Annotated in this window: 16 protein-coding genes and 1 tRNA gene; 10 read left to right on the plus strand and 7 right to left on the minus strand. The window is 43.5% G+C overall.

Translation table 11 applies throughout. The features are described 5' to 3' along the window. Positions 1-2: 2 nt before the first annotated feature. Genes KXD93_RS08785 through KXD93_RS08800 form a run of 4 tightly spaced genes read right to left on the minus strand, consistent with a single transcriptional unit; the run spans position 3 to position 4,219 of the window. Positions 3-1,574, minus strand: a complete 1,572-nt coding sequence (locus KXD93_RS08785; protein WP_258136653.1) for an ABC transporter permease/substrate-binding protein — start codon at positions 1,572-1,574, stop codon at positions 3-5. Further along, the gene (locus KXD93_RS08790) at positions 1,567-2,541 is read right to left on the minus strand and encodes an ABC transporter ATP-binding protein (protein ID WP_258136654.1); all 975 of its coding nucleotides are present in this window, start codon (positions 2,539-2,541) and stop codon (positions 1,567-1,569) included. The genes KXD93_RS08785 and KXD93_RS08790 overlap by 8 nt, the downstream gene beginning before the upstream one ends. Positions 2,542-2,547: 6 nt before the next feature. Next, complete coding sequence (locus tag KXD93_RS08795; RefSeq protein WP_258136655.1) at positions 2,548-3,933, minus strand: mercuric reductase; 1,386 nt, start codon at positions 3,931-3,933, stop codon at positions 2,548-2,550. A gap of 4 nt (positions 3,934-3,937) precedes the next feature. Continuing rightward, positions 3,938-4,219: a DUF427 domain-containing protein gene (locus KXD93_RS08800; RefSeq protein WP_258136656.1), complete on the minus strand. Its 282-nt coding sequence runs from the start codon at positions 4,217-4,219 to the stop codon at positions 3,938-3,940. Between the two features lie 294 nt (positions 4,220-4,513). Between KXD93_RS08800 and KXD93_RS08805 the strand changes: the two genes are divergently transcribed. The 3 genes from KXD93_RS08805 to KXD93_RS08815 all read left to right on the plus strand — a co-directional run bounded on the left by KXD93_RS08805 (position 4,514) and on the right by KXD93_RS08815 (position 5,896). Beyond that, positions 4,514-4,585: transfer RNA gene (locus KXD93_RS08805), tRNA-Glu, on the plus strand. A gap of 401 nt (positions 4,586-4,986) precedes the next feature. Next, positions 4,987-5,529: a hypothetical protein gene (locus KXD93_RS08810; RefSeq protein ID WP_258136657.1), complete on the plus strand. Its 543-nt coding sequence runs from the start codon at positions 4,987-4,989 to the stop codon at positions 5,527-5,529. Positions 5,530-5,749: 220 nt separating this feature from the next. Next, positions 5,750-5,896 carry a hypothetical protein gene (locus KXD93_RS08815; protein ID WP_258136658.1) on the plus strand — a complete coding sequence of 49 codons (147 nt, stop codon included), beginning with the start codon at positions 5,750-5,752 and terminating at the stop codon, positions 5,894-5,896. Positions 5,897-5,987: 91 nt separating this feature from the next. Here the strand turns inward: KXD93_RS08815 and KXD93_RS08820 are convergent, their stop codons facing one another. Then, a complete protein-coding gene (locus tag KXD93_RS08820) occupies positions 5,988-6,551 on the minus strand; it encodes a hypothetical protein (protein ID WP_258136659.1) in 564 nt (187 codons plus the stop codon). A 173-nt stretch (positions 6,552-6,724) separates the two neighbouring features. Between KXD93_RS08820 and KXD93_RS08825 the strand changes: the two genes are divergently transcribed. After that, positions 6,725-7,825, plus strand: coding sequence for a PIN domain-containing protein (locus tag KXD93_RS08825; protein WP_258136660.1), 1,101 nt, complete (start codon positions 6,725-6,727; stop codon positions 7,823-7,825). A 494-nt stretch (positions 7,826-8,319) separates the two neighbouring features. Beyond that, positions 8,320-9,843 carry a hypothetical protein gene (locus KXD93_RS08830; protein WP_258136661.1) on the plus strand — a complete coding sequence of 508 codons (1,524 nt, stop codon included), beginning with the start codon at positions 8,320-8,322 and terminating at the stop codon, positions 9,841-9,843. Positions 9,844-9,903: 60 nt separating this feature from the next. Here KXD93_RS08830 and KXD93_RS08835 read toward each other — a convergent pair whose 3' ends face one another. Further along, complete coding sequence (locus KXD93_RS08835; protein WP_258136662.1) at positions 9,904-11,952, minus strand: alkaline phosphatase D family protein; 2,049 nt, start codon at positions 11,950-11,952, stop codon at positions 9,904-9,906. Positions 11,953-12,594: 642 nt separating this feature from the next. Between KXD93_RS08835 and KXD93_RS08840 the strand changes: the two genes are divergently transcribed. From KXD93_RS08840 to KXD93_RS08860, 5 genes are all read left to right on the plus strand, one after another. Beyond that, positions 12,595-13,452, plus strand: a complete 858-nt coding sequence (locus tag KXD93_RS08840) for a COG1470 family protein (RefSeq protein ID WP_258136663.1) — start codon at positions 12,595-12,597, stop codon at positions 13,450-13,452. Positions 13,453-13,475: 23 nt separating this feature from the next. Then, positions 13,476-14,456, plus strand: coding sequence for an ABC transporter ATP-binding protein (locus KXD93_RS08845; RefSeq protein ID WP_258136664.1), 981 nt, complete (start codon positions 13,476-13,478; stop codon positions 14,454-14,456). Next, positions 14,437-15,405 carry an ABC transporter permease gene (locus KXD93_RS08850; RefSeq protein ID WP_258136665.1) on the plus strand — a complete coding sequence of 323 codons (969 nt, stop codon included), beginning with the start codon at positions 14,437-14,439 and terminating at the stop codon, positions 15,403-15,405. The genes KXD93_RS08845 and KXD93_RS08850 overlap by 20 nt, the downstream gene beginning before the upstream one ends. Positions 15,406-15,640: 235 nt before the next feature. After that, a complete protein-coding gene (locus KXD93_RS08855; RefSeq protein ID WP_258136666.1) occupies positions 15,641-16,537 on the plus strand; it encodes an SDR family oxidoreductase in 897 nt (298 codons plus the stop codon). Between the two features lie 67 nt (positions 16,538-16,604). Continuing rightward, positions 16,605-17,510 (plus strand): helix-turn-helix domain-containing protein, encoded by a 906-nt coding sequence (locus tag KXD93_RS08860; protein WP_258136667.1) that lies wholly within the window; start codon positions 16,605-16,607, stop codon positions 17,508-17,510. A gap of 79 nt (positions 17,511-17,589) precedes the next feature. On the opposite strand, the gene KXD93_RS08865 is transcribed toward KXD93_RS08860, so the two are convergent. Further along, positions 17,590-19,890 carry a GH92 family glycosyl hydrolase gene (locus KXD93_RS08865; RefSeq protein ID WP_258136668.1) on the minus strand — a complete coding sequence of 767 codons (2,301 nt, stop codon included), beginning with the start codon at positions 19,888-19,890 and terminating at the stop codon, positions 17,590-17,592. Positions 19,891-19,917: the final 27 nt, after the last annotated feature.

Here is a 19,917-nt window from a genome sequence, read left to right on the forward strand (position 1 = left end):
AATTATTTGCTTTCTAAATATCGTTTAAGGTTAGAAATTGTTTTAATATTTAAGTCTTTTGCCTGTTTCCTTCTCATCATTATTGCATAAGCATTATTAAACCCAATCGGCTTTAGCCACTTTATGCTATACTTTGACTCAAATTCCTTTTGTACATAATTATAAGTTTCATCTTTACTATGCGTTAATGAATCAATTGTTTTTGGCGATGGCTGCAAAATCGCCAGCAAACCGGTTCCGGTATATTCCGGGTAAAAATCAATCTGGTTATTGGTTAGCGCATCAAAACAAATTTTTGTGCCGCCCAACCCTGTTTTTGTGCTCGCATCATAATCAGTATAGCCTTTTATCAGCATGCTGTACATGCTTGCCAAAATATATTGCTCGCCAAAAATCTTCGAGCCGATGCGTACAGTTCCTGCATTGCCGTTGCGGGCAGGTTTATATAATTTATTAGCCTCCAAAAAGTCCTTCGCTACTCTCTCCGGGCTTTGGTGAAGATAGTCGGTCCGGTAATTAAGTGCGGTCATGATGCTGTCATTAATTTTGCCGGAAAGTAAATTTAGTGTCACTTCTAGCTCCGGGAACTTTTTCAAAGCATCCTCACGAACGATCGGTGCAGCATAATAAGGTGGGAAGATAAATTTGTCATCATCCAAAACCACTAAATCATATGCCTTTAACCTGCCATCGGTGGAGTAGCCGCTGATCACATCCAGCTGCTTTTCATAAGCGGCTTTGTACATTACCGCATCGTTTATAACCAGTGTTTGTATCTTTAAGCCATACTTGCCGATGAGGCCAAGATTACCGTCCTGCCGTCCCATAAACTCAGGTGTAAATCCGGCTTTTAATTTACTGCCATAAGCAGATGGAAGAAGATAGAAGGAAGAAAGCAAAATTAGGAGCAGTGGCAAGACAACAGTAGCGGTTTTTAGTTTTTTTATATTAAGCTTTTGCAATCGCGACAGCAAAAAATCAAAAACAATAGCCAGCAAGGCTGCGGGGATAGCTCCCGCCAGGATCATGTTAGTATTGTTAAGGGAGATACCGCCAAAAATAAACTCGCCCAAACCACCGGCAGCGATATACGAAGCAAGCGTAGCCACACCAACCGTTATTACCGTAGCCGTGCGAATGCCGGCAAATATTACAGGCATCGCCAGTGGTAATTCTACCTTAAATAACACCTGCCATTTGCTCATGCCCATAGCCGTGGCAGCTTCTTTTACCGCGGGGTCGACACCCGTTATCCCGGTAAACGTGTTACGAATAATTGGCAGCAAAGCATATAATAGTAATGCCACAATAGCCGGCTTTGCACCAATGCCCAGCAGGGGGATCATAAAGCCTAAAAGCGCTATGCTCGGCACCGTTTGCAGTATCCCGGCAACGCCTAGTACAGCGCCGGAGAATTGCTTTTTCCGCGTGATAAAAATGCCAAGTGGCAAGCCAATCAGCACCGCAATAAACAGCGATATAAACGTCAACCCGATGTGCTGCAGGGTTTGCGTAAGCAGCTTATCGCTTTGTTGCTGCATAAATTCCCATAAAGTTTGCTGGTGCTCATTCATGGGTTTGTTGTTTTTTATATTGATAAAAGGCCGACATCAACTCTTCAAAATTCGCCGTCCAGCTTTCATTATTCTCTTTATCGATGATATTCAGTTCATCTACTCCATCAAATTTAAAATGCTCCAAAGCACTCCAAAAGCTAACATCAGCAGAAATGCTAATCCCCTTTTTTACCGCTTCTTTTTTTACTCCCCCTTTAGGGGGCCGGGGGGCTTGAGCCAATTTGATAGTTTTAAATTCCAGCTGCAATTTCTGTTCCTGAAGAAACCCTCTTACAAAACTGTTTTTGGGATTAAACAGCAAGTCGGCAGGTGTGCCATCCTGCACAATTTTTCCCTGATCCATCAGGCAGATATGATCACCAAGCTCAAAGGCTTCCTGCACATCGTGGGTAACCATAATGATGGTTTTTCTTTTCAATTCATCAAGCGCCTTAAATTCAGCATGAATCTTTGAGCGGGTAACGTTGTCCAGCGCCCCAAAGGGTTCGTCCATCAACAGCACCGCCGGATCAGCCACCAAAGCCCTCGCCAGGCCAATACGCTGCTGCTGCCCGCCACTTAGCTCATTCGGATAAACATTGAGATAATCTTTTGTGAGGTGCAACTTTTCCATGAGTTCATCAACCCGCTTTTCTATGCGTTTCTTATCCCATTTTAACAATTGCGGAACAATAGCAATATTTTCAGCTACTGTATAATGGGGGAACAGGCCATTATTTTGCAGCACATAGCCAATGCCTCGCCTCAGGATCTCCGATGATTGCTCAAGGATATTTTTGCCGTCGATAAAGATCTTACCCGCAGTTGGCTCTATCAGCCGGTTGATCATTTTCAGCGTAGTAGTTTTACCGCAGCCACTGGTGCCCAAAATAATAAGGTTCTCATGCTCCGCCACTTCGAAAGAGATTTCGTCGACAGCCTTTACCTTGCCGAAATGTTTGCTTAGCCTTTGAACCTTTATCATCGCTGCTTAATCTTCCAGGCTCATGAAAAGGTTATTTAACGACTCTGAATAAAGCGGGTGAGCGAAAACGCAATAACGGATCCTGTCGTAAGTGATATCACCCATCATCGCCATTTGCAGCACGGTCATAATCTCGCCGCCTTCAGGCCCTAAAACCGTTGCCCCAAGAATTTTTTTAGTATCCGGATCAACAATGGCCTTCATAAATCCACGGGTATCGCCGGTTTCAATGGCACGCGCAACGTAGGTCATAGGCAATTTGGCCACTTTATATTTGATGCCCCGCTTCTTCGCTTCGGTTTCACTAATCCCGACATGGCCTAATTGCGGATCGGTAAACATACAATAGGGAACCGGGCGATCTTTGATCGAAAGCTCTTGCTTCTGTATCAAATTGCGGTATACAATGGTATAGTCGTTATAGCTGATGTGCGTAAATGCCGGGCCGGGCTTTACATCACCCAAAGCATAAATGCCCTTTACATTGGTTTCCAGCTTATCGTTCACGGTGATAAAACCTTTTTCATCTACCTTTACACCCGTTGAATCAAGATTTAAAGCCCTTGATTGCGGTGTACGTCCAACAGCCATCAGCACATGCGAACATTTGATTTTTTCTTCTTTACCGTTTTTTGTAAGAGTGATGTTAATCTTTCCGCCGGTCTTCTTTTTAAATTTAGTGGTAATTGCGTTGGTATGGATAGTGATATTTTCTGCTTCCAGAATTTTCGTCAATTCCTGAGAAACATCTTCATCCTCTCTCGAAACTATCCTGCCCGATTTTTCAATTACCGTAACCTTACTGCCAAAGCGACGGAACATTTGCCCAAACTCCAGCCCGATATAATTGCCGCCCACTACCACCAAATGCTCAGGAATTTCGTTCAATTCCATAATGGATGTAGAATCCAAATAACCAATCTCATCTATTCCCTCAATTTCGGGGATGAAGGGTTTGGCGCCCGTATTAATGAAGATCAGATCTGCTTTTAATTCCTTTTCCCGTCCGCTGTTCATTTTTACGGTGATGGTTTTATCGGCAGTAAAGGAGGCTTCGCCAAAAAGCAGGTCGAGGTTTTGGGTTTTCTCAAGACCTTTCTGGCCGCCCTCGCGAAATTTGTGAACAATATCGTCCTTTCGCTTTTTGATCTTAGGCAGATCGACCGAAAAGCTTTTTATCTTAACGCCCAATGGCCCGCCATTAGCAGCCATATATGCCATTTTAGCTGATGCAACCATGGTTTTTGTAGGCGTGCATCCGTCGTTAACGCAGGTGCCGCCAACCCAGCGTTTTTCAATTACGGCTGTTTTTTTGCCGGCCTCCGCCAGTTTTTTTGCTAACGGTCCGCCGGCCTGGCCCGCGCCAATTATAATTGCATCGTATTGCTTCATGCGTCTATTCTGTTACTTTCACTCCCTTCCAAAACGCGACGTGGCCGGTTATGTTTGCGGCGGCAGGTTTTGGTTCGGGGTAATACCAGGCGGCATCCGGGTTATGCATACCGTCCACATCCAGGCTATAATAAGAAGCCAGGCCCTTCCAGGGGCAAGTGGTGTGTGTTGGCGATGGCTTCAGGTACTCAGCCTTAACGCTTTCGATAGGAAAATAGTGATTATTTTCAACCACAACGGTATCATTGCTTTCAGCAATTACCTGGTTATTCCATGTAGCTTTCATATTGGTGGATTGTAATTTAGCATAAAGATAAGTGGTTAATTGGATTTTTAGTTGGGTGAAGTCGGAAAAGTCAGTAAAGTCCGAAAGATGGGAAAGTACACAAGCCAGCAAATTACTGCGGCAAAGTCACGTTTTCTACTCAAAATGCTGCTTCTTTCGGACTTTTCGGACGCTCAGACTTTCCGAGTAAAATTTTTTGAAAAAAATATTTTTAATTTATCGATAAACGTATATCTTTGCAATCCCAAAATGAGGGATAATATATCTCAAAGCTTTGGAAAAAAGCCTTAAAAAGGCCCGTTCGTCTAGGGGTTAGGACGTTAGATTTTCATTCTAGAAACAGGGGTTCGATTCCCCTACGGGCTACTAAGCCGCTTTACGAAAGTAGAGCGGCTTTTTGTTTACGGGTATATCGCATGTGTGGACACCCGCAATTATTTTTAGTTAAGCGTGAGCGCTTAGCCGGGCGGAGGGGCATTTCAAGATCACTAAGCGTTCCATTTTTCCGCACGGAACACCCTTGATATATCGGAACACGCTGATTATCAATCCTCTTTAATTTACTACTTTTGAAACTCCCTGATAATCAGAGATTTAATTCAGGGTTTACAGGCTGGGTTTACAGTATAGTCTGGAACAGTAGTAACTTACTGGTATCCAAAATATTATAAAATAACGGGCTTTGCAACTGTAAACCCACTCAAATTTACAGAATAATTTGTATATTTCAATTTATATCTTTATTTTTACATAAATAATAAAGATATATGAATGCGAACTTGAGCCTTGACCTCCTGGACGATTACCTCGCCGGCAAGAAAAAAGCCGACGATGTTTTGGCCTTACCGCGTATCAGTAAAAAAGATCTGGAAAACCTCACCCGGGTGGAAACCGACTACCTGTATGAGCAAATCAGCCAAACCTATTACAGTCTGGAGGGCGAAGAGCGGGATCGGTTCACCCGCAAGATACAGCCGCTGCTGTCCGGCAGATCAAACAAGGAAGCATGGGAGCACAATCATTCGCAAATCAACAGCGCCATTGAAAAGCTGGTTTGTGAAACCGGCGCTATGCCCTCCCATAGTGCCCTGGCCCGCGAAACCGGCCTGAGCCGCCAAACCATTATCAAGCACCGGAAGGGATATGGAAGCCAACCCGCCTTACGGTGCGGGGTGGAACAGTTGAAAAACATGGCCCCGACGGTGCTGTCAAAAATTTATGAGCTCGCCTGCACCGGCGATAGGAAAGCCGCCCGCCTCTATTTCGAAATAATCGGTTCGCTAACCCCCCGCGCCGCCCCCAAATTATAGTGAATGGGCAGCGGAAAACCTGGAACACGCTACGAGCTACGGAGCCGCTTTACGAAAGTAAAGCGGCTTTTTGCATATGTATGTATCGCGAGTGTGGACACTCGCAATTATTTCAGTTAAGCGTGGGCGCTTAACAGGGCGGGAAGCTTATTTACAAACAACACATTGTGGAAAAATAGCATTTTTATTAAGTTTATTATCTTCTTATATTTATTAAATAATGGCTAAACAACATATAAATATCAAGGATGTGGCTAAGATGGTAAAAGCTCAAGTTGTTTCCACCACCAAGCCGATTAAGGTGCAGCCACCCACTGACATTAAAAATGTGAGAGGCGATACGTTTATACCAGATATCAAATTGTAATTGATCATGGCGAAGGAACAAACAAAAATAGTTGCTGTTAATGTACAGGTAAAAGCTATCAAGACGCAGCCAGTGACTGACGTAGTAAAAGTTATGAATGGTGCGCATATGCGCCCAAAATGAATCCGATGATCGGGGATAAAAGCAAACCAATTACCGTAATTTTTAATGCCCACTGATTTCTGCTAGACATTGTTAGGTTCAACGCATCATTCTTTTCACTGCGTACTTTGTTCTCTTTACAAACGTGTAGTATGATTTGAAGGTATTGTTCGTCAGGTGTATCCTCTGCATTGATCATATTATTATTAATCAAAGTTTCGGGTTGATTGCCGGGAATCCTAATGGTGTAAGGAGTCAAATTTCGAAATAGTACAACGAAAGCGATAAAAAGCGTTAGCAAGCAACATAGTGCTGTAAAATGCGGAAAATCGGGAATCTTTTTTAAGTCTGTTAATATATAGACACCTAAGCCGGTTATTAGTGGTACTAATAACGAAGTAAGTTTATCAGCCTTTTCTCTTATGGACTTCGCTGACTCAATAGAGTGGACAAGCAGTTTTTCTGTTTGTGCGAGTGTCAACTCTGCGCTTTTTTGAGTTATTTTATCCCAATGGGTAATATCCTCCGGCCAATGTTTTTGATGACTGCTCATTGTTTATTTAAATTGCAAATTACGTATATTAAATATTTAGTCATTATTAAAAAGTGAAATCAATTCCAGAAGCACAAAATTATTCGATACAATGGACGTCATGGTTCATTAAAAAAGCTGCACAATAAACGCGGCAGCGGGGTTTGAAATTATTTTATTATTATTTTTACAATATGTCAGCGCCGATTAGAAATATTGTTTTGGATACTTCATTCATTGAAAAACAGAATTTCCTTGGAGGTAAGGCGATGACTGAATTAAAAAAGATGAGTCGTAAAGGTTGGGCCAACCTTTTTATGACCGACATTAATTATCGGGAGGTTTTTTCGCGTTTTCGTAAGCGCTTGTCACCAGAGGTTGAGAAAACTCGTAATATTCAAAATCAAATTGCCAAAGACCTTCGAGTATTAAAAAATTCGCCAGCCTATGACGCATATTCCAAGCTCCCATCCATTGATCTCGACCAAGTATGCGCTGATTTTCAAGTCAAGTTCGACCAATATGTTAAAGAAGCCAAGATGAAAATTATCAAAACCGGCCACTTAACGATTGAAAAAATCATGGACGACTACTTTAAAAGCACAGCCCCTTTCGGAGGCGGTGAAAAGAAAAGTGAGTTTCCTGATGCTTTCAGTTACCTAGCAACGAAAGAATATTTTGAAAAGATCGGAGATAAGTGTTATTTGGTTACTGGCGACAAAGATTTTGATGATTTACCAAAAGAAATTGTTCAGCCAATTGAAAACGCTGCTATTGCATTAGATGCCATTATCCGATTTGAAGAAGAAAAAAGCTCTAAAGCCCCGGAATTTATTAACCTGATGTTCGAGCGTGACAAGAAAAAAATAAAAGAGCGCGCTAAAAAGATGATCGCTGATTATATCGAAAAAGAGGTCTGGCATCTTGGAGAAATCAATGGAATGGAGGTTGACACTATGGAACATTTGGATTTGAGCGACATCGATATCACAGACTTTTCAATTATTTCGTTGGGTGACGGCGAGGCAACTTTAGAATGTTCGGCTAATTTTGCCTACGAAATCGACATTGCGGTCGACGACAAATCCGAAGCCTGGTATGATAAAGAAGATGACCGTTGGCATTTTGTTGAGCATAGCACTTTTACTGTTAAAGACAGCCAAGAGGTTAAGTTGAGTGTTGTTGTCGAGTTTGACGAAGATTTGGAAGATGCGGATTTGGAGGTCGACACGATTAACGATGGCAACTGGTTTCCTATTTTCGACCGGGGCCGGCATCATCATGATGATTATTGACTTGCTGTCCGAAGTTTTCGCTTTGGTCGAAGTTTAGCGCAGCGTAATTTCGACCAAAGTTTCGCAAGCAGAAGCTTGCGAAACCGCCTCTCTGTAGAGCCAAAACAGCATTAATTACTAAAAGTGTAAATTCTTTCGCGATGAGATCTGGATTTTTTGTCAACAAAAGACTGAAGCAGGCTGATTATAAGAAAATTATAAGATCGCGTCTTAAAACGTAAATTTCGGCACAATTGAATATGAACTACTTACAAAGTCTAAAGATTAAACATGTTGATAATCAGCATGTTTTACAGTGTTTCATCTGTTCCGTGCACGCAAAAATGGAACACCTGCAGGCCAGGCTGCCGCAAGCGTCGCGCAACAGCCACGAGACGCTTGCGGCAAACTGGGACAACCTATCCTTGTGATATGACCAATTTGTAATGTTAGTCCACCGCAATTTAAAGGCTCGTTTTAAAACCTATACAATCACCAAAATGCGTTAAAAACCAGTGAGAAAACTTTCTTTATTTTTAAAAGTCACTTATCGATATCTTTTTAGCCAACTTAAGATAGTCCTTAGTTCACCACTGTTTTATTTAATCGCATTTTCCATCATCCTCATTGTCTTATGTTCCGATTATCGCAAATATGCTCCTATTAAATTTCCTAACGAATCGTCTTTAAAAAAGATTGACCCGCCATCTCTTCATATTAATTGGCTTCCAAGTCCTGAGCCTATACCAGGCGGCAAAGTAAATATGTGCCAGGAAATTCTTGTAAAAGGTTTGCAAAGCCGCGACGTTTACACAGATACGCTAAAATATGGCAATACAGGTCATCTTGTTATAGGCGGTGAAAAGTTCCTTCATCACGACGATTTCAGTTACGCGAATTTCGGATCTGTTACATCTTATGTTCGTTCTGAACTAGTCACTCCACCTAGTGAGAATTGGATTGATTTAGTGTTAGTGGATACTACCGGCTGGAAACCTGACTATTATCAATCTAATCGAACTATAGATTTTACCGACGTTTTGATTCGTTCTCTATCCGCAGATCACATGGCATACAGAGGAGATCGTATAAGTCGCTTTGACCTCGAAAATGTCAATCTTCGTTTGCTGCAAATCATCGGTACTCCGCTTGGCAAAACTCCTCAAAACATTGATTTTGTTTTCGACCCCCTTGTTGATCCCGAGCAACTTCCTGTAACACAGGCAAAAACAAAAGACTCTATCAAACAATTATCCATTTATTATCACTCAGTACGCAATGTAATTTCACCGTATATAAATGTACTCAGATTAGATTCCTGTTTGTGGAGCGACACTGTGCACGTGGCTTGTAGTTCAGCAAGCGCACTTATATTTAATAATGTTAAATTTAAAGCTGCAAACGTCATCGCCAACCTCGATAACGCTCGTCCAGGAGCAATTTTATTTTTACGTAAAGTTGATTTATCAAAATTCGATTTTGACTATTCACACTTTGAATTCGCTCCTTTTGATGTCAGGTCTTATAAAGATCAGAATGAATGGTATTCGGATGTAGTAAGTATTTACAATAGTATTATAGCCTCTCAAACTCGCCTCAATAATATACAGGGTATCAAAGCTAGTACTATCGCATTAAATGAATTTCAGGATTATTACACGTGGTATGCGCGACCGTTTATTGGGTTGAAGGTATGGTGGAACGATTATGGATTTGATAAGGGAAAAGCAGTCACATCATCTTTATTGATTTTGGGAATCTTTTTTTTTGTAAACCTACTATTCATGGACCTTTTTTTGGATCAATATGATGTAGCCGGAGTTAAGAATGCGTGGGAAATTACTGCTACGGTGAAATTTAAGCATAGCCGCTATTTGATTTTAAGTTTAATGTACACATCCATTATTTTCTACGGTATAAAACTAGATTTTGCCCAGCTGAAAACGAAGCGACTTGACGTTACGATCTGTTTATTAATTGAGTACATTTCAGGACTTATTGCTATCGCTTATATAGCCAACCTGATCATTTCAAAATGACTTTGCGGTTAAAACCGGCAAGGATATCAGGTTGGTGGTCCCCCGTACACAATCAACCCCTCAAATACAATACCGCGGATCCCCTTCAAGTACCTCCTGCTTAAGCTTAGGTGCCTCGCCAGCCTTCCACAAATTTGTGCGGTGCAAAACACGATATACCAAAGGGCCACCGTCGGCACGCTCGCTGCGTTCCAATGGGCGGGGGATGCATACGAACTCTGCCGAAAGCTGCTCGGCAGTGGCAGTCATCATTACATAACCATGGCCGCCGAAATCGAGCAATGACAAATGCGGCGCTACGTCCGGGTTGCGCACGGCACGGGCTTGCGCCATATCCCCGGTCTCTTTTAACTTTAGTGTCGAAAGCACCCCATGCAGAGCGGTAACGTTCATAGAAGGGATCACGGTGCCATCCGGCTGATCGATCAGGTACAGCACGCGTTTCGGATGGTCTTTGGCCATGGTTACTTCTAATACTTCGAAGAGCCCCTGCTGCGATACGGAACCGGTAATGAATTCCACGCCCAGTGGTTCGTATTTCTTCGGCGGCAGCGCTTTAGAAGCTAAGCCTGCATGAAACGCGTGACGATCGCCCCCAACAACGCAAAAACCTGTGACTTTATGGTCTTTAATATAATCAAATATAATGTCTTTATCACGAAGAAACCGGTTGTCTATTACCGCATATCCTACATCTTTAGGCCACTTAACGCCTAATTCGCCGGGTAAATTTTGATAATCGCTGCGCACTTCCATGGTGCCAAAACCGTGTCCCCATATTTTCCAGCGCGCATTTGACGCCCCGAGCTGTTCCAGGAACCAGTTTCTCTGCTCGCTGCCCAGGTAAGTTTGGGCATGAACATTTTTTGTAGGGTTCGGGATCGCTTTGCCGTTAAATTGTATGGTTTCCGGTGGTTTATCGCCATTGTAATGACGGCCATAATTCATGATCTCAAAAGGTATCTGCGCGTCTACCCTCGGGTATTCCGGTACATTAAAATCATCAGTCGACATATCAGGAGAACGGAATGACCAATTATCAGTCAGCAGTAAGTCTACGTTTTTGCCCCAACGCAATACACGCCGGATGTCCAGGCTGTGGATCGCCTTCAGGTTATTAGGTTCTTCTGAAAGCCCGTCTTCGTTGAATTTTTCCATGGGGGTGTCCACCACCGCGGGAGCAATAAAATGTTCCAGTTTGGGGTTACTCGGTTGTTTAACCATTGCAGGCATGAACTCCCACCAGGCCTGGTTGGCAGAGATTTTTTGGTTTTGCGCCGGGGCGCTGTAGCCACCGCCTGCCACATACTGGCTCTGGTATCCGGCCCAGGCAAATTCGTGGTTATCCCAAATACACACAAATGGCCAGCGGGCGCGGGCGTCCTGTAAGTCAGGATCCTCCAAATAGGCCCGGTAGAGTGTGCGGTAATCCTCCAGGGTAGCAGGCAGGTGAAAATTGCTGACCTTTCGGCCCTGCGGAAACTTATACAGGTTCCTGATGCGGCGGCCACGGTTTCCGTTCGGGTTATCTTCGGCATACCAGGTCACCTCGTAAATAAAATCGCCCAGGTGCAGCACAAAATTAAGCCGTTGCTCTTTCGGGCGTGCTTCATCTTCAAATATCATCTTCCGGTAAGCATTCATGGCCGCTTCGTTAGGGCATTGACAGCATACAGCCGTAAAACGAACAGGTGCATCCGAATCATCGGCAGGTGCTGTAATGGTGCGCCCGATCCGGCTTGCGAAACCGTGCTCATCAACAAAGCGGTACCAGTACTCGCGATTAGGTTTGAGATCTGTAGCCATGAAACGGCACGTCCAATCTGAATCGGCACCAATATTTGTCGTGCCGCCCGCCATAATTTTCCTGAATTCCGGGCTGGCCGATATTTCAACGGTCAGCTTATTGGCTGAATTTCCATTTACCGGCGGACGCCTCGTCCACAAGATCACTGTGTCAGCTGTAGGGTCGCCTGACGCTACACCTTGCGGAAAGAGGTCCCGGCGTTCAATTGCTTTAGCGGGAGCCTTGTTTGCCCAACCTTTTGTTGTTGTTAAAACGACGCCAATGGACAGGGATTGTAAGAACTTACGGCGGGTTAAATTCATTAGATTGCTATGCTGTAATTTTTTATCCGGGATTTACAGCATGCACAAAATAAACTTATTTATTAATTCGCGATAAGCTTAAATCACTTAATTTCAAGTTTTTTACATAAAATTTCGACCAATATCGTGGTTGCTCTGCCAAAATTTTATGTTTCAACCCTCAAAAATTCACTAACCGTTTCAAATCCCGGAGAAAAAAATTCGGGAAGCTGCCACTTAAGGCTCCTAAGCCGCTTTACGAAAGTAGGGCGTCTTAGGAGCCTTCAATAATTTACTGGCATAGCCGTCCGATTTGTAAACTTCCGACCGCGAGGCTTTCGGTCATTTTTCCACCTATGTGTAAATCAAATTGAATACTCATTTTGGTTCGGGTCGCTTCTCCTACCAACACTTTGCAATTTTGAATATCTGCTTTACATAGTAAACAAGTCGCAGTCTACCCATTATTATATTGATAACCCTCAAAGAACAAAATGTCCATTTGCAATACAGATCCCGCGTTCAAATTTGTTAAAAAATGTTAAAGCTATTGGAAATTTTTTGACAGCTTTTTTTCTTTGAACAGTCAATTTTAAACATTAAACCAATTATCGAAAAAAGCATTTTTTGAAAGCTATCATTAATTATTTTAGTTGTTAGATCATGTTACCCAAATTCATTATCCCCCGTTTGAGCGCAGCACGCGGCTTCACATTTCTTTTCTTATTTCTGACATCCGCCTTCGTATCGCAGGCACAGCAGCAACCGGTCACCTGGCCGGCCGGCAAATCAGGCTTCACTGCCAAACTGATGAACATCGAGGCGGCCACCAATGAGGTATTTCGTTACAGTACCACCCTGCATAATGGTTCAGCCAGTGCACGCATCTACGAATTGAAGGCCGACCTGCCGGTTGGCTGGATGATCGCCTACAAAGTGGACGGCAGCCAGGTCACCTCCATCAATATGGATGCCGGCAAAACACAGGATATTGCTATCGAAATCAATTCCACGATCACTGCCACACCGAAAAAATACACAATTCCTGTAAAGGCCATATCCAACTCGGATACCTTATCGCTGAACCTGGAGGCTGTGGTCAAAGGCTCGTATAGCATTACGCTAACTACGCCTACAGGAAGATTGAGTGACGAAGTAACTTCCGGCAGTCAAAAGGAACTGCAGCTGGTTATCAAGAACACTGGCACGCTGCCATTGAATGACCTGCAGGTTACCGCACAATTGCCTACCGGCTGGGAATCTTCTTTTGAGCCGGCCAATATCAAGCAACTGGAAGCAGGGAAAACAATTGACGTCAAAGCAACTGTAAAAGTTCCGGAGAAAACCATCGCCGGTGATTATGCCGCCAATTTTACGGCAACGAATAGTAACAGTAACTCGCAGATCGCTTTCCGGCTGGCAGTCAAAACGTCCTTGCTTTCCGGCTGGATCGGCGTCCTGGTCATTTTGCTGGCCATTGGCATCGTCTATTACCTCATTCGTAAATATGGCAGAAGATAAAGTATCCATTCCAGTTTTTACAAATGAAAGATCCCATCATACAGCTAAAGGGTTTAACCAAACACTATGGTTCCGTTAAAGCGGTCGATGAGTTGAACCTTGATATTTATCAGGGCGAGATCTTCGGATTGCTGGGGCCAAACGGGGCGGGCAAAACCACCACCATATTAATGATGCTCGGGCTTACTGATCCGACAAGCTGCACCGCCCTTGTTTGCGGGCATAATGCTACCAGTAACCCAATCCAGGTGAAAAGGAAAGTGGGCTATATGCCCGACAGCGTTGGTTTTTACGACAATATGACCGCGCTGGAAAACCTGTTGTATATCGGCAGGCTGAACAGTGTACCTGAAATTGAGCTGCAAAAACGTTCGGCAGAGGTGCTGGAAATAGTAGGGCTGACCGCAGATCAACACAAAAGAACTTCGACCTTCTCCCGCGGCATGAAACAGCGGCTGGGCCTGGCCGACGTGCTGATCAAAAATCCAGATGTCATTATCCTCGATGAGCCAACACTCGGCATCGACCCTACCGGGGTGAGAGACTTTTTGGCGCTCATCAAGCAGTTGAGCCGGCAACAAGGGCTCACTGTTTTACTTTCATCGCACCATTTACACCATGTCCAGCAAGTGTGCGATCGTGTCGGGATCTTTGTGAATGGCAAATTGCTCGCGCAGGGAGGCATCGGTGAGCTGTCCGGTCAGTTATTTGGCGCCAACAGCCATATTACTTCCATCGCGGTAGCACAGCCCATTTCACAGCCCTGGCCGTTGGAGCCGGAACTCCAGGCATGGGAGGCCATCACCGAAATTAGTATTAACAACAACGAACTGGAATTTACCTGTAGCCGTAATATGACGGCGGCACTGGTTCGCTTCCTGGTTAAAAAAGACTATGACGTCATTAGCGTCAATCAAAAAAATTACGGCCTGGACGATATCTATCAAAAATATTTTGAATCCGACATTACAAAAAACACAAACTATGAAAAGTCAATCTCCTGACCCGGGGCCTTTCAGCGTCATGGTTCACAAGGAAATAGCGGATCATATACGCAGCTGGCGTTTCAGCATACTGATTGCGCTCATTGTTCTTACTTTTATCGCCGCCATGTACGTGTCGCTGGCAAACATCAAATCGGCAATAGGTAATACAAAAGACCCCGATCATTTATTTTTATACCTGAAACTGTTAACAACCACCGACAACTCCATCCCACCATTTCATGTATTCCTGAGTTTTCTGGCGCCTTTACTGGGCATCAGTTTAGGGTTTGACGCGGTCAATTCCGAACAGAACAGCGGCACCTTGACTCGCCTGATGGCGCAGCCCATCTACCGTGATAATCTGTTGCTGGCCAAATTTGTAAGCGCCCTGGTGATCGTGAGCGGTTTGTTTTTAGCATTGGCTTTGCTGATGATAGGCGGCGGATTAGTCCTTACCGGCGTACGCATGGAACCGCAGGAACTACTCCGGATATTCGGATTTATTGTGATCACTATTGCCTATGTCGCTTTTTGGTTGAGCTTGTCTATCATGCTATCCATTTTGTTTAAGCAAACGGCAACTTCCGCGCTTACGGCAATCGGAATCTGGTTGTTCTTTACGATATTTTACCCGATCATCATCAACCTTATTATCAAGTCCTTTTTACCTGATCCGGCCTATCTTACCCAAGCCGAAATTATAGGTTATAATGATCTTATTTTGAATCTGCAACGCATAGCCCCGAACCAGCTTTACTCAGATGCAGTCACCACGCTGCTGATGCCTTCGGTACGCAGCCTTGGCCCCATAACAATGGAGCAAATGGCAGGCGCCATACCCGCGCCATTACAGTTTAAAGAAAGTGTCATGATCGTATGGCCGCAAGTAAGCGGTTTGATGGCATCAACCCTAGGGTGTTTTGCACTTGCTTATTACCTTTTTATGCGTCGTGAAATACGTAGTTAAATATCGTGATGAAGAACGCTCATAAGAAAAGGGTAACGCGACAATTGAAAGTGCATTCCCGGACAACCCGGGCGTTCAACCTGATTAGGTGGTCCATCTATAATCGTTAATTGCTGTTGCCAACTGCCGGTCATTTTCAAAAAATTCAGGCTTTGTAAATTTGAGCCACTAAGCCGCTTTACGAATGTAGAGCGGCCTTTTTTGTTTGCAAGCACAATAACCCTTTATCCCTGAAATGTATAAGCAATCAGTTGAAACATATAAATCAGGCAGCACCATTAACCAGAACTTTGCTTTAGAAATTAAAAATATAAAGCAAATGAAAAAGACAGTATTAATTACGGGTGCTTCATCCGGGTTCGGAAAAGCAGCCGTTAAACTATTTCATACCAACAACTGGAACGTGATCGCAACCATGCGTTCTCCCGAAAAAGAAACAGAACTATCTACACTTGGCAATGTTTTTATCAGCAAATTGGATGTAACCGATAAGCTAAGCATACAAAGCGCGGTGGCAGCCGGTATAGAAAAATTTGGCAAAATTGACGTATTGGTAAACAATGCGGGATACGGTGCGCTTGGTGCACTTGAAGCAGCGACCGAAGAACAAGTTAAACAGCAATTCGACGTGAATTTGTTTGGGTTGATAGCAGTAACAAAAGCCGTATTGCCAGGTATGCGGCAACAAAAATCCGGTACTATCATCAACGTATCCTCGGTTGGTGGCAGGGTTACCTTTCCGTTCTCTTCACTCTATCATGCAACTAAATTTGCGGTTGAAGGTTTGACAGAATCTATGCAATATGAACTAAATCCACTCGGCATAAACTTAAAAATAGTTGAACCCGGGGGCTATAAAACCGAGTTTGCAGGGCGTTCGCTAACGCTTTTCAGCCTTGATGGTTTGGCTGATTATCAACCCGCATTTAATAAATTCATGGGCATGTTAGAGCATTGGCCGATGTCTGAAAATATTGGTGAGGTAGCTGATGCCATTTATGAAGCAGCAACAGATGGCACTGAAAAATTACGTTATCCCGTAGGACACGACGCCGCACAATTAATAGAAGCCAAAAAGCAAATGGATGATGTGGATTTTAAAAAAATGATGGCTGCCCAAACAGGCATCTAAAAAAATCCGGCTGCCCGGATTTGGGCAGCCGGATTTTTTTATGGTAACTTTATAACAATTAAAAAACATGCCGGACAAATACATCGATCTTCAATCTATCAGCGACCTGCACAAACTGGTAAAATACGCGCCACCGAAACACCCCCTGATAAGCGTGATAGACCATGCCGATTTTTATGCAAAGCGCCCTAAAGAGAATAATGCTTTTTACCGTTTTGGCTTTTATACCATTTCCTGCAAAAAATTTGAGGGCCTGTTGAAATATGGTAAGGGATATTATGACTTCAGTGAAGGCTCCTTGTTATTCACCGCACCCGGGCAGGTCTTAGCGCCGGGTCCGGATGTTACGGTTGATGAAGGCTGGGCGCTGTTCATTCATCCCGACCTGATCCATGGTACTGATCTGGGCAGGAAGATGCACCAGTATACCTTTTTTAATTATGAGGCTAATGAGGCGCTGCATATTTCGGAGGACGAGAAACTGATCATTAAAGATTGTATAACAAAGATTGAAAAGGAGTATTCGCAAAATATTGACAAGCACTCGCAAGGCCTCATCGTCAGCAACATTGAACTGTTGTTAAATTACTGCAATCGTTTTTACGACCGGCAATTTTACACCCGGGCAAAAGTAAACTCAGATGTGGTGCAACAGTTTGAAAAAATATTAAAAGATTATTTTTCACAAGACACCCTGATTGAAACAGGCCTGCCGAATGTTAAATATTTTGCATCGCAGCTCAACTTGTCGCCTAATTACTTGTCCGACCTTTTAAATAAATTTACCGGTAAAACCACGCAGGAGCATATCCACCTGGAACTGGTAGACAAAGCCAAATCGTTGTTGTGGGGCACGAATAATTCTATTAGTGAAATTGCATATGGGCTTGGTTTCGAACACCCTTCGCACTTTACAAAGATCTTTAAATCAAAGACGGGAAAATCTCCAAGCGAGTACAGGCACTTGAATTAAATGGGCGAACCTTACGGGCTAAGAAGCCACTTTACGAAAGTAGACCGGCTTTTTTATTTTGCAGCAGAATGCTGCCCTATTAGTGGTCTAAGTTAAACGACAACCCCTTTGGCTGGTCTTCAGTTTTTGAAGCCCAGTTTTTGTTTGGTGCATCCTGTAAGTATATGTCGAGCTTGCCGCCTTTTATAAGGCTTTCATAATTAATGTAATTTTTGGTGTAAACATGCCCGTTCCATTTAACGGCGTTGATGTATATGGCGCTCTTTGATTTTTTATGAGTCCGGATCAGTAAGGTTTTGCCTCCCTGTAAATTAATTGATACCTGTTTAAATATAGGTGAGCATAACAAATATTCGCCGGATATTGGATTGAGCGGATAGAACCCCATTGCAGCAAACATATACCAGGCCGACATTTGCCCTGCATCGTCATTACCCCCAAGTCCTCCGGGGCCATCACTGTATTCAGTAGCCAAAATTGCTCTTACCTGTTTTTGTGTTTTCCAACAATTGCCGGTATAGTTGTACATAAATGGTATTTGGTGTCCGGGCTCATTACCGTGCCAATACTCATTTTTAATAAAAATACTGTCAAGCGCGGCTTCGAGTATTTTGCGTCCGCCCATTAACCGGGCAAGGCCGGGTACATCTTGCGGAACATAAAAAGTATACTGCCTGGGCGTTCCCTCGGTGATATAAGTTTGCCTCACATCCGGATCGAAAACCTTAGTCCAATCGCCATTTTGCATTCGTCCCTTTACAAAACCCGCGGCTGGATCAAATACATTTTTGTAGTTACCCGCCCTTTTTATCAATGACCTGTAATCCGCATCAAACCCTAATTTTTTCGATAATTGCGACAACGCATAATCATCATAAGCATATTCCATGGTCCGGCTTACCTGCTCCATTTTATGAAAGGCATCCTTCACGCTGTCTTCCAATGGTATGTAGCCATATTTAATATACGATGTTAATGCCCGCCTGCCTTTACCATCTTTATAATCCTGCTGTTTTTCCGGTAAATCGAATGCGTTCTGCCGCATTAAACGGTAAGCTTCATGAACATCGGTGTTGCTGATGCCCTTTAAATATGCTGATGTAATGATAGATGTTGTATGATCGCCTATCATTTCGGATGTGTAGTTATTCCAGCATGGGAAAATTGGCAGCCAGCCACCCTGCTTTCCCTTTAATATCAACGATTGAACAAGATCATTAACCAACCGGGGACGGAGTATTTCAAAAAGCGACACCTGCGCCCGGTAAATATCCCATAACGAAAAATCGTCATAATAATTCCCCTTAGTAATCTTTTCTAACCGGTAATTACTTGCAAACCGGGGGTAAACACCGTCAACATCATTATATAAACGAGGCTGCTGCATAGCATGATAAAATGCTGTATAAAAAATACGCTTATCAGTTTGGTTAGTGGCAACTACCGCGATCTGCTTTAAAGCCTGCTGCCACGTTTGCCTGCATTTGGCCACGGTATTATCAAAATCCCATCCCGGCAGCTCAGCATCAAGGTTTCGGCGTGCACCTTCAAGGCTGCTAAAGGAAGTACCCACCTTTACATGCAGTTTTTCGCCTTTCTGCATTTTAAAGCCTATAAACGCGCCTATGTTTTTCTGCGCACTGATACTGTCTTTTATAAAAATTTTATCGCCGGCAAATGTGCCTCTAGCGGCCAGCGCCCTGCTTACTTTAACAACAAAATAACCGTTAAAACCTGCAGATTTCCCCCAGCCCTGGTAAATGCGATGTACGGGGTTATAGCCATAGATCTCTCCCCTTTTAGCATCAATTTTAATATAGCCTTCTCCGTAATCGCTATTTGGGGTAATTAAAAGGTAGAGGCTATCCGCTGCATCAGCAGTAAATTCCATCATGCCGCAACGTGGTGTGGCGGTAACAGCAGCATGTATTTTGTATGAAAAAAGTTTAAGGTGATAAACATAGGGTGTTGATTGCTCATCCTTATGATCGAATTTTGCAGCATAATTTACGGTTTTCAAACTGCCTGTTGCCGGCATTATGGTTAAGCTGCCATAATCCTGCATGCATGAACCACTTATCCAATGTGAGCCCCTAAACCCGCTAAAAAAATCATCTTTATAATAATACGGCGGCGTACATTTTGATTCGGATGCCTGCGTCTGTGGTGTCCATTGCGTCATGGCAAACGGGGTGCACACCGATGGTATTGTATTGGCAAAGTTTTCCTGCGCCGAGCCTAGTTTTAGAGCGGATGGTGTAGTACTGCTTGCCGTTCCGGATAAGGGATTAACATGTTTAACAAGGTTCGGCTCCTGTGCAAATGCGCCTGCGCATATCGTAGATAATAGTATTAATAAAAATACACGTGCATTTAACATCCTTACTAGTCGGAGTGAAGATTAATC

This window comes from Mucilaginibacter phenanthrenivorans (assembly GCF_024721155.1).
In the GTDB taxonomy this organism is placed as follows: Bacteria; Bacteroidota; Bacteroidia; order Sphingobacteriales; family Sphingobacteriaceae; genus Mucilaginibacter; species Mucilaginibacter phenanthrenivorans.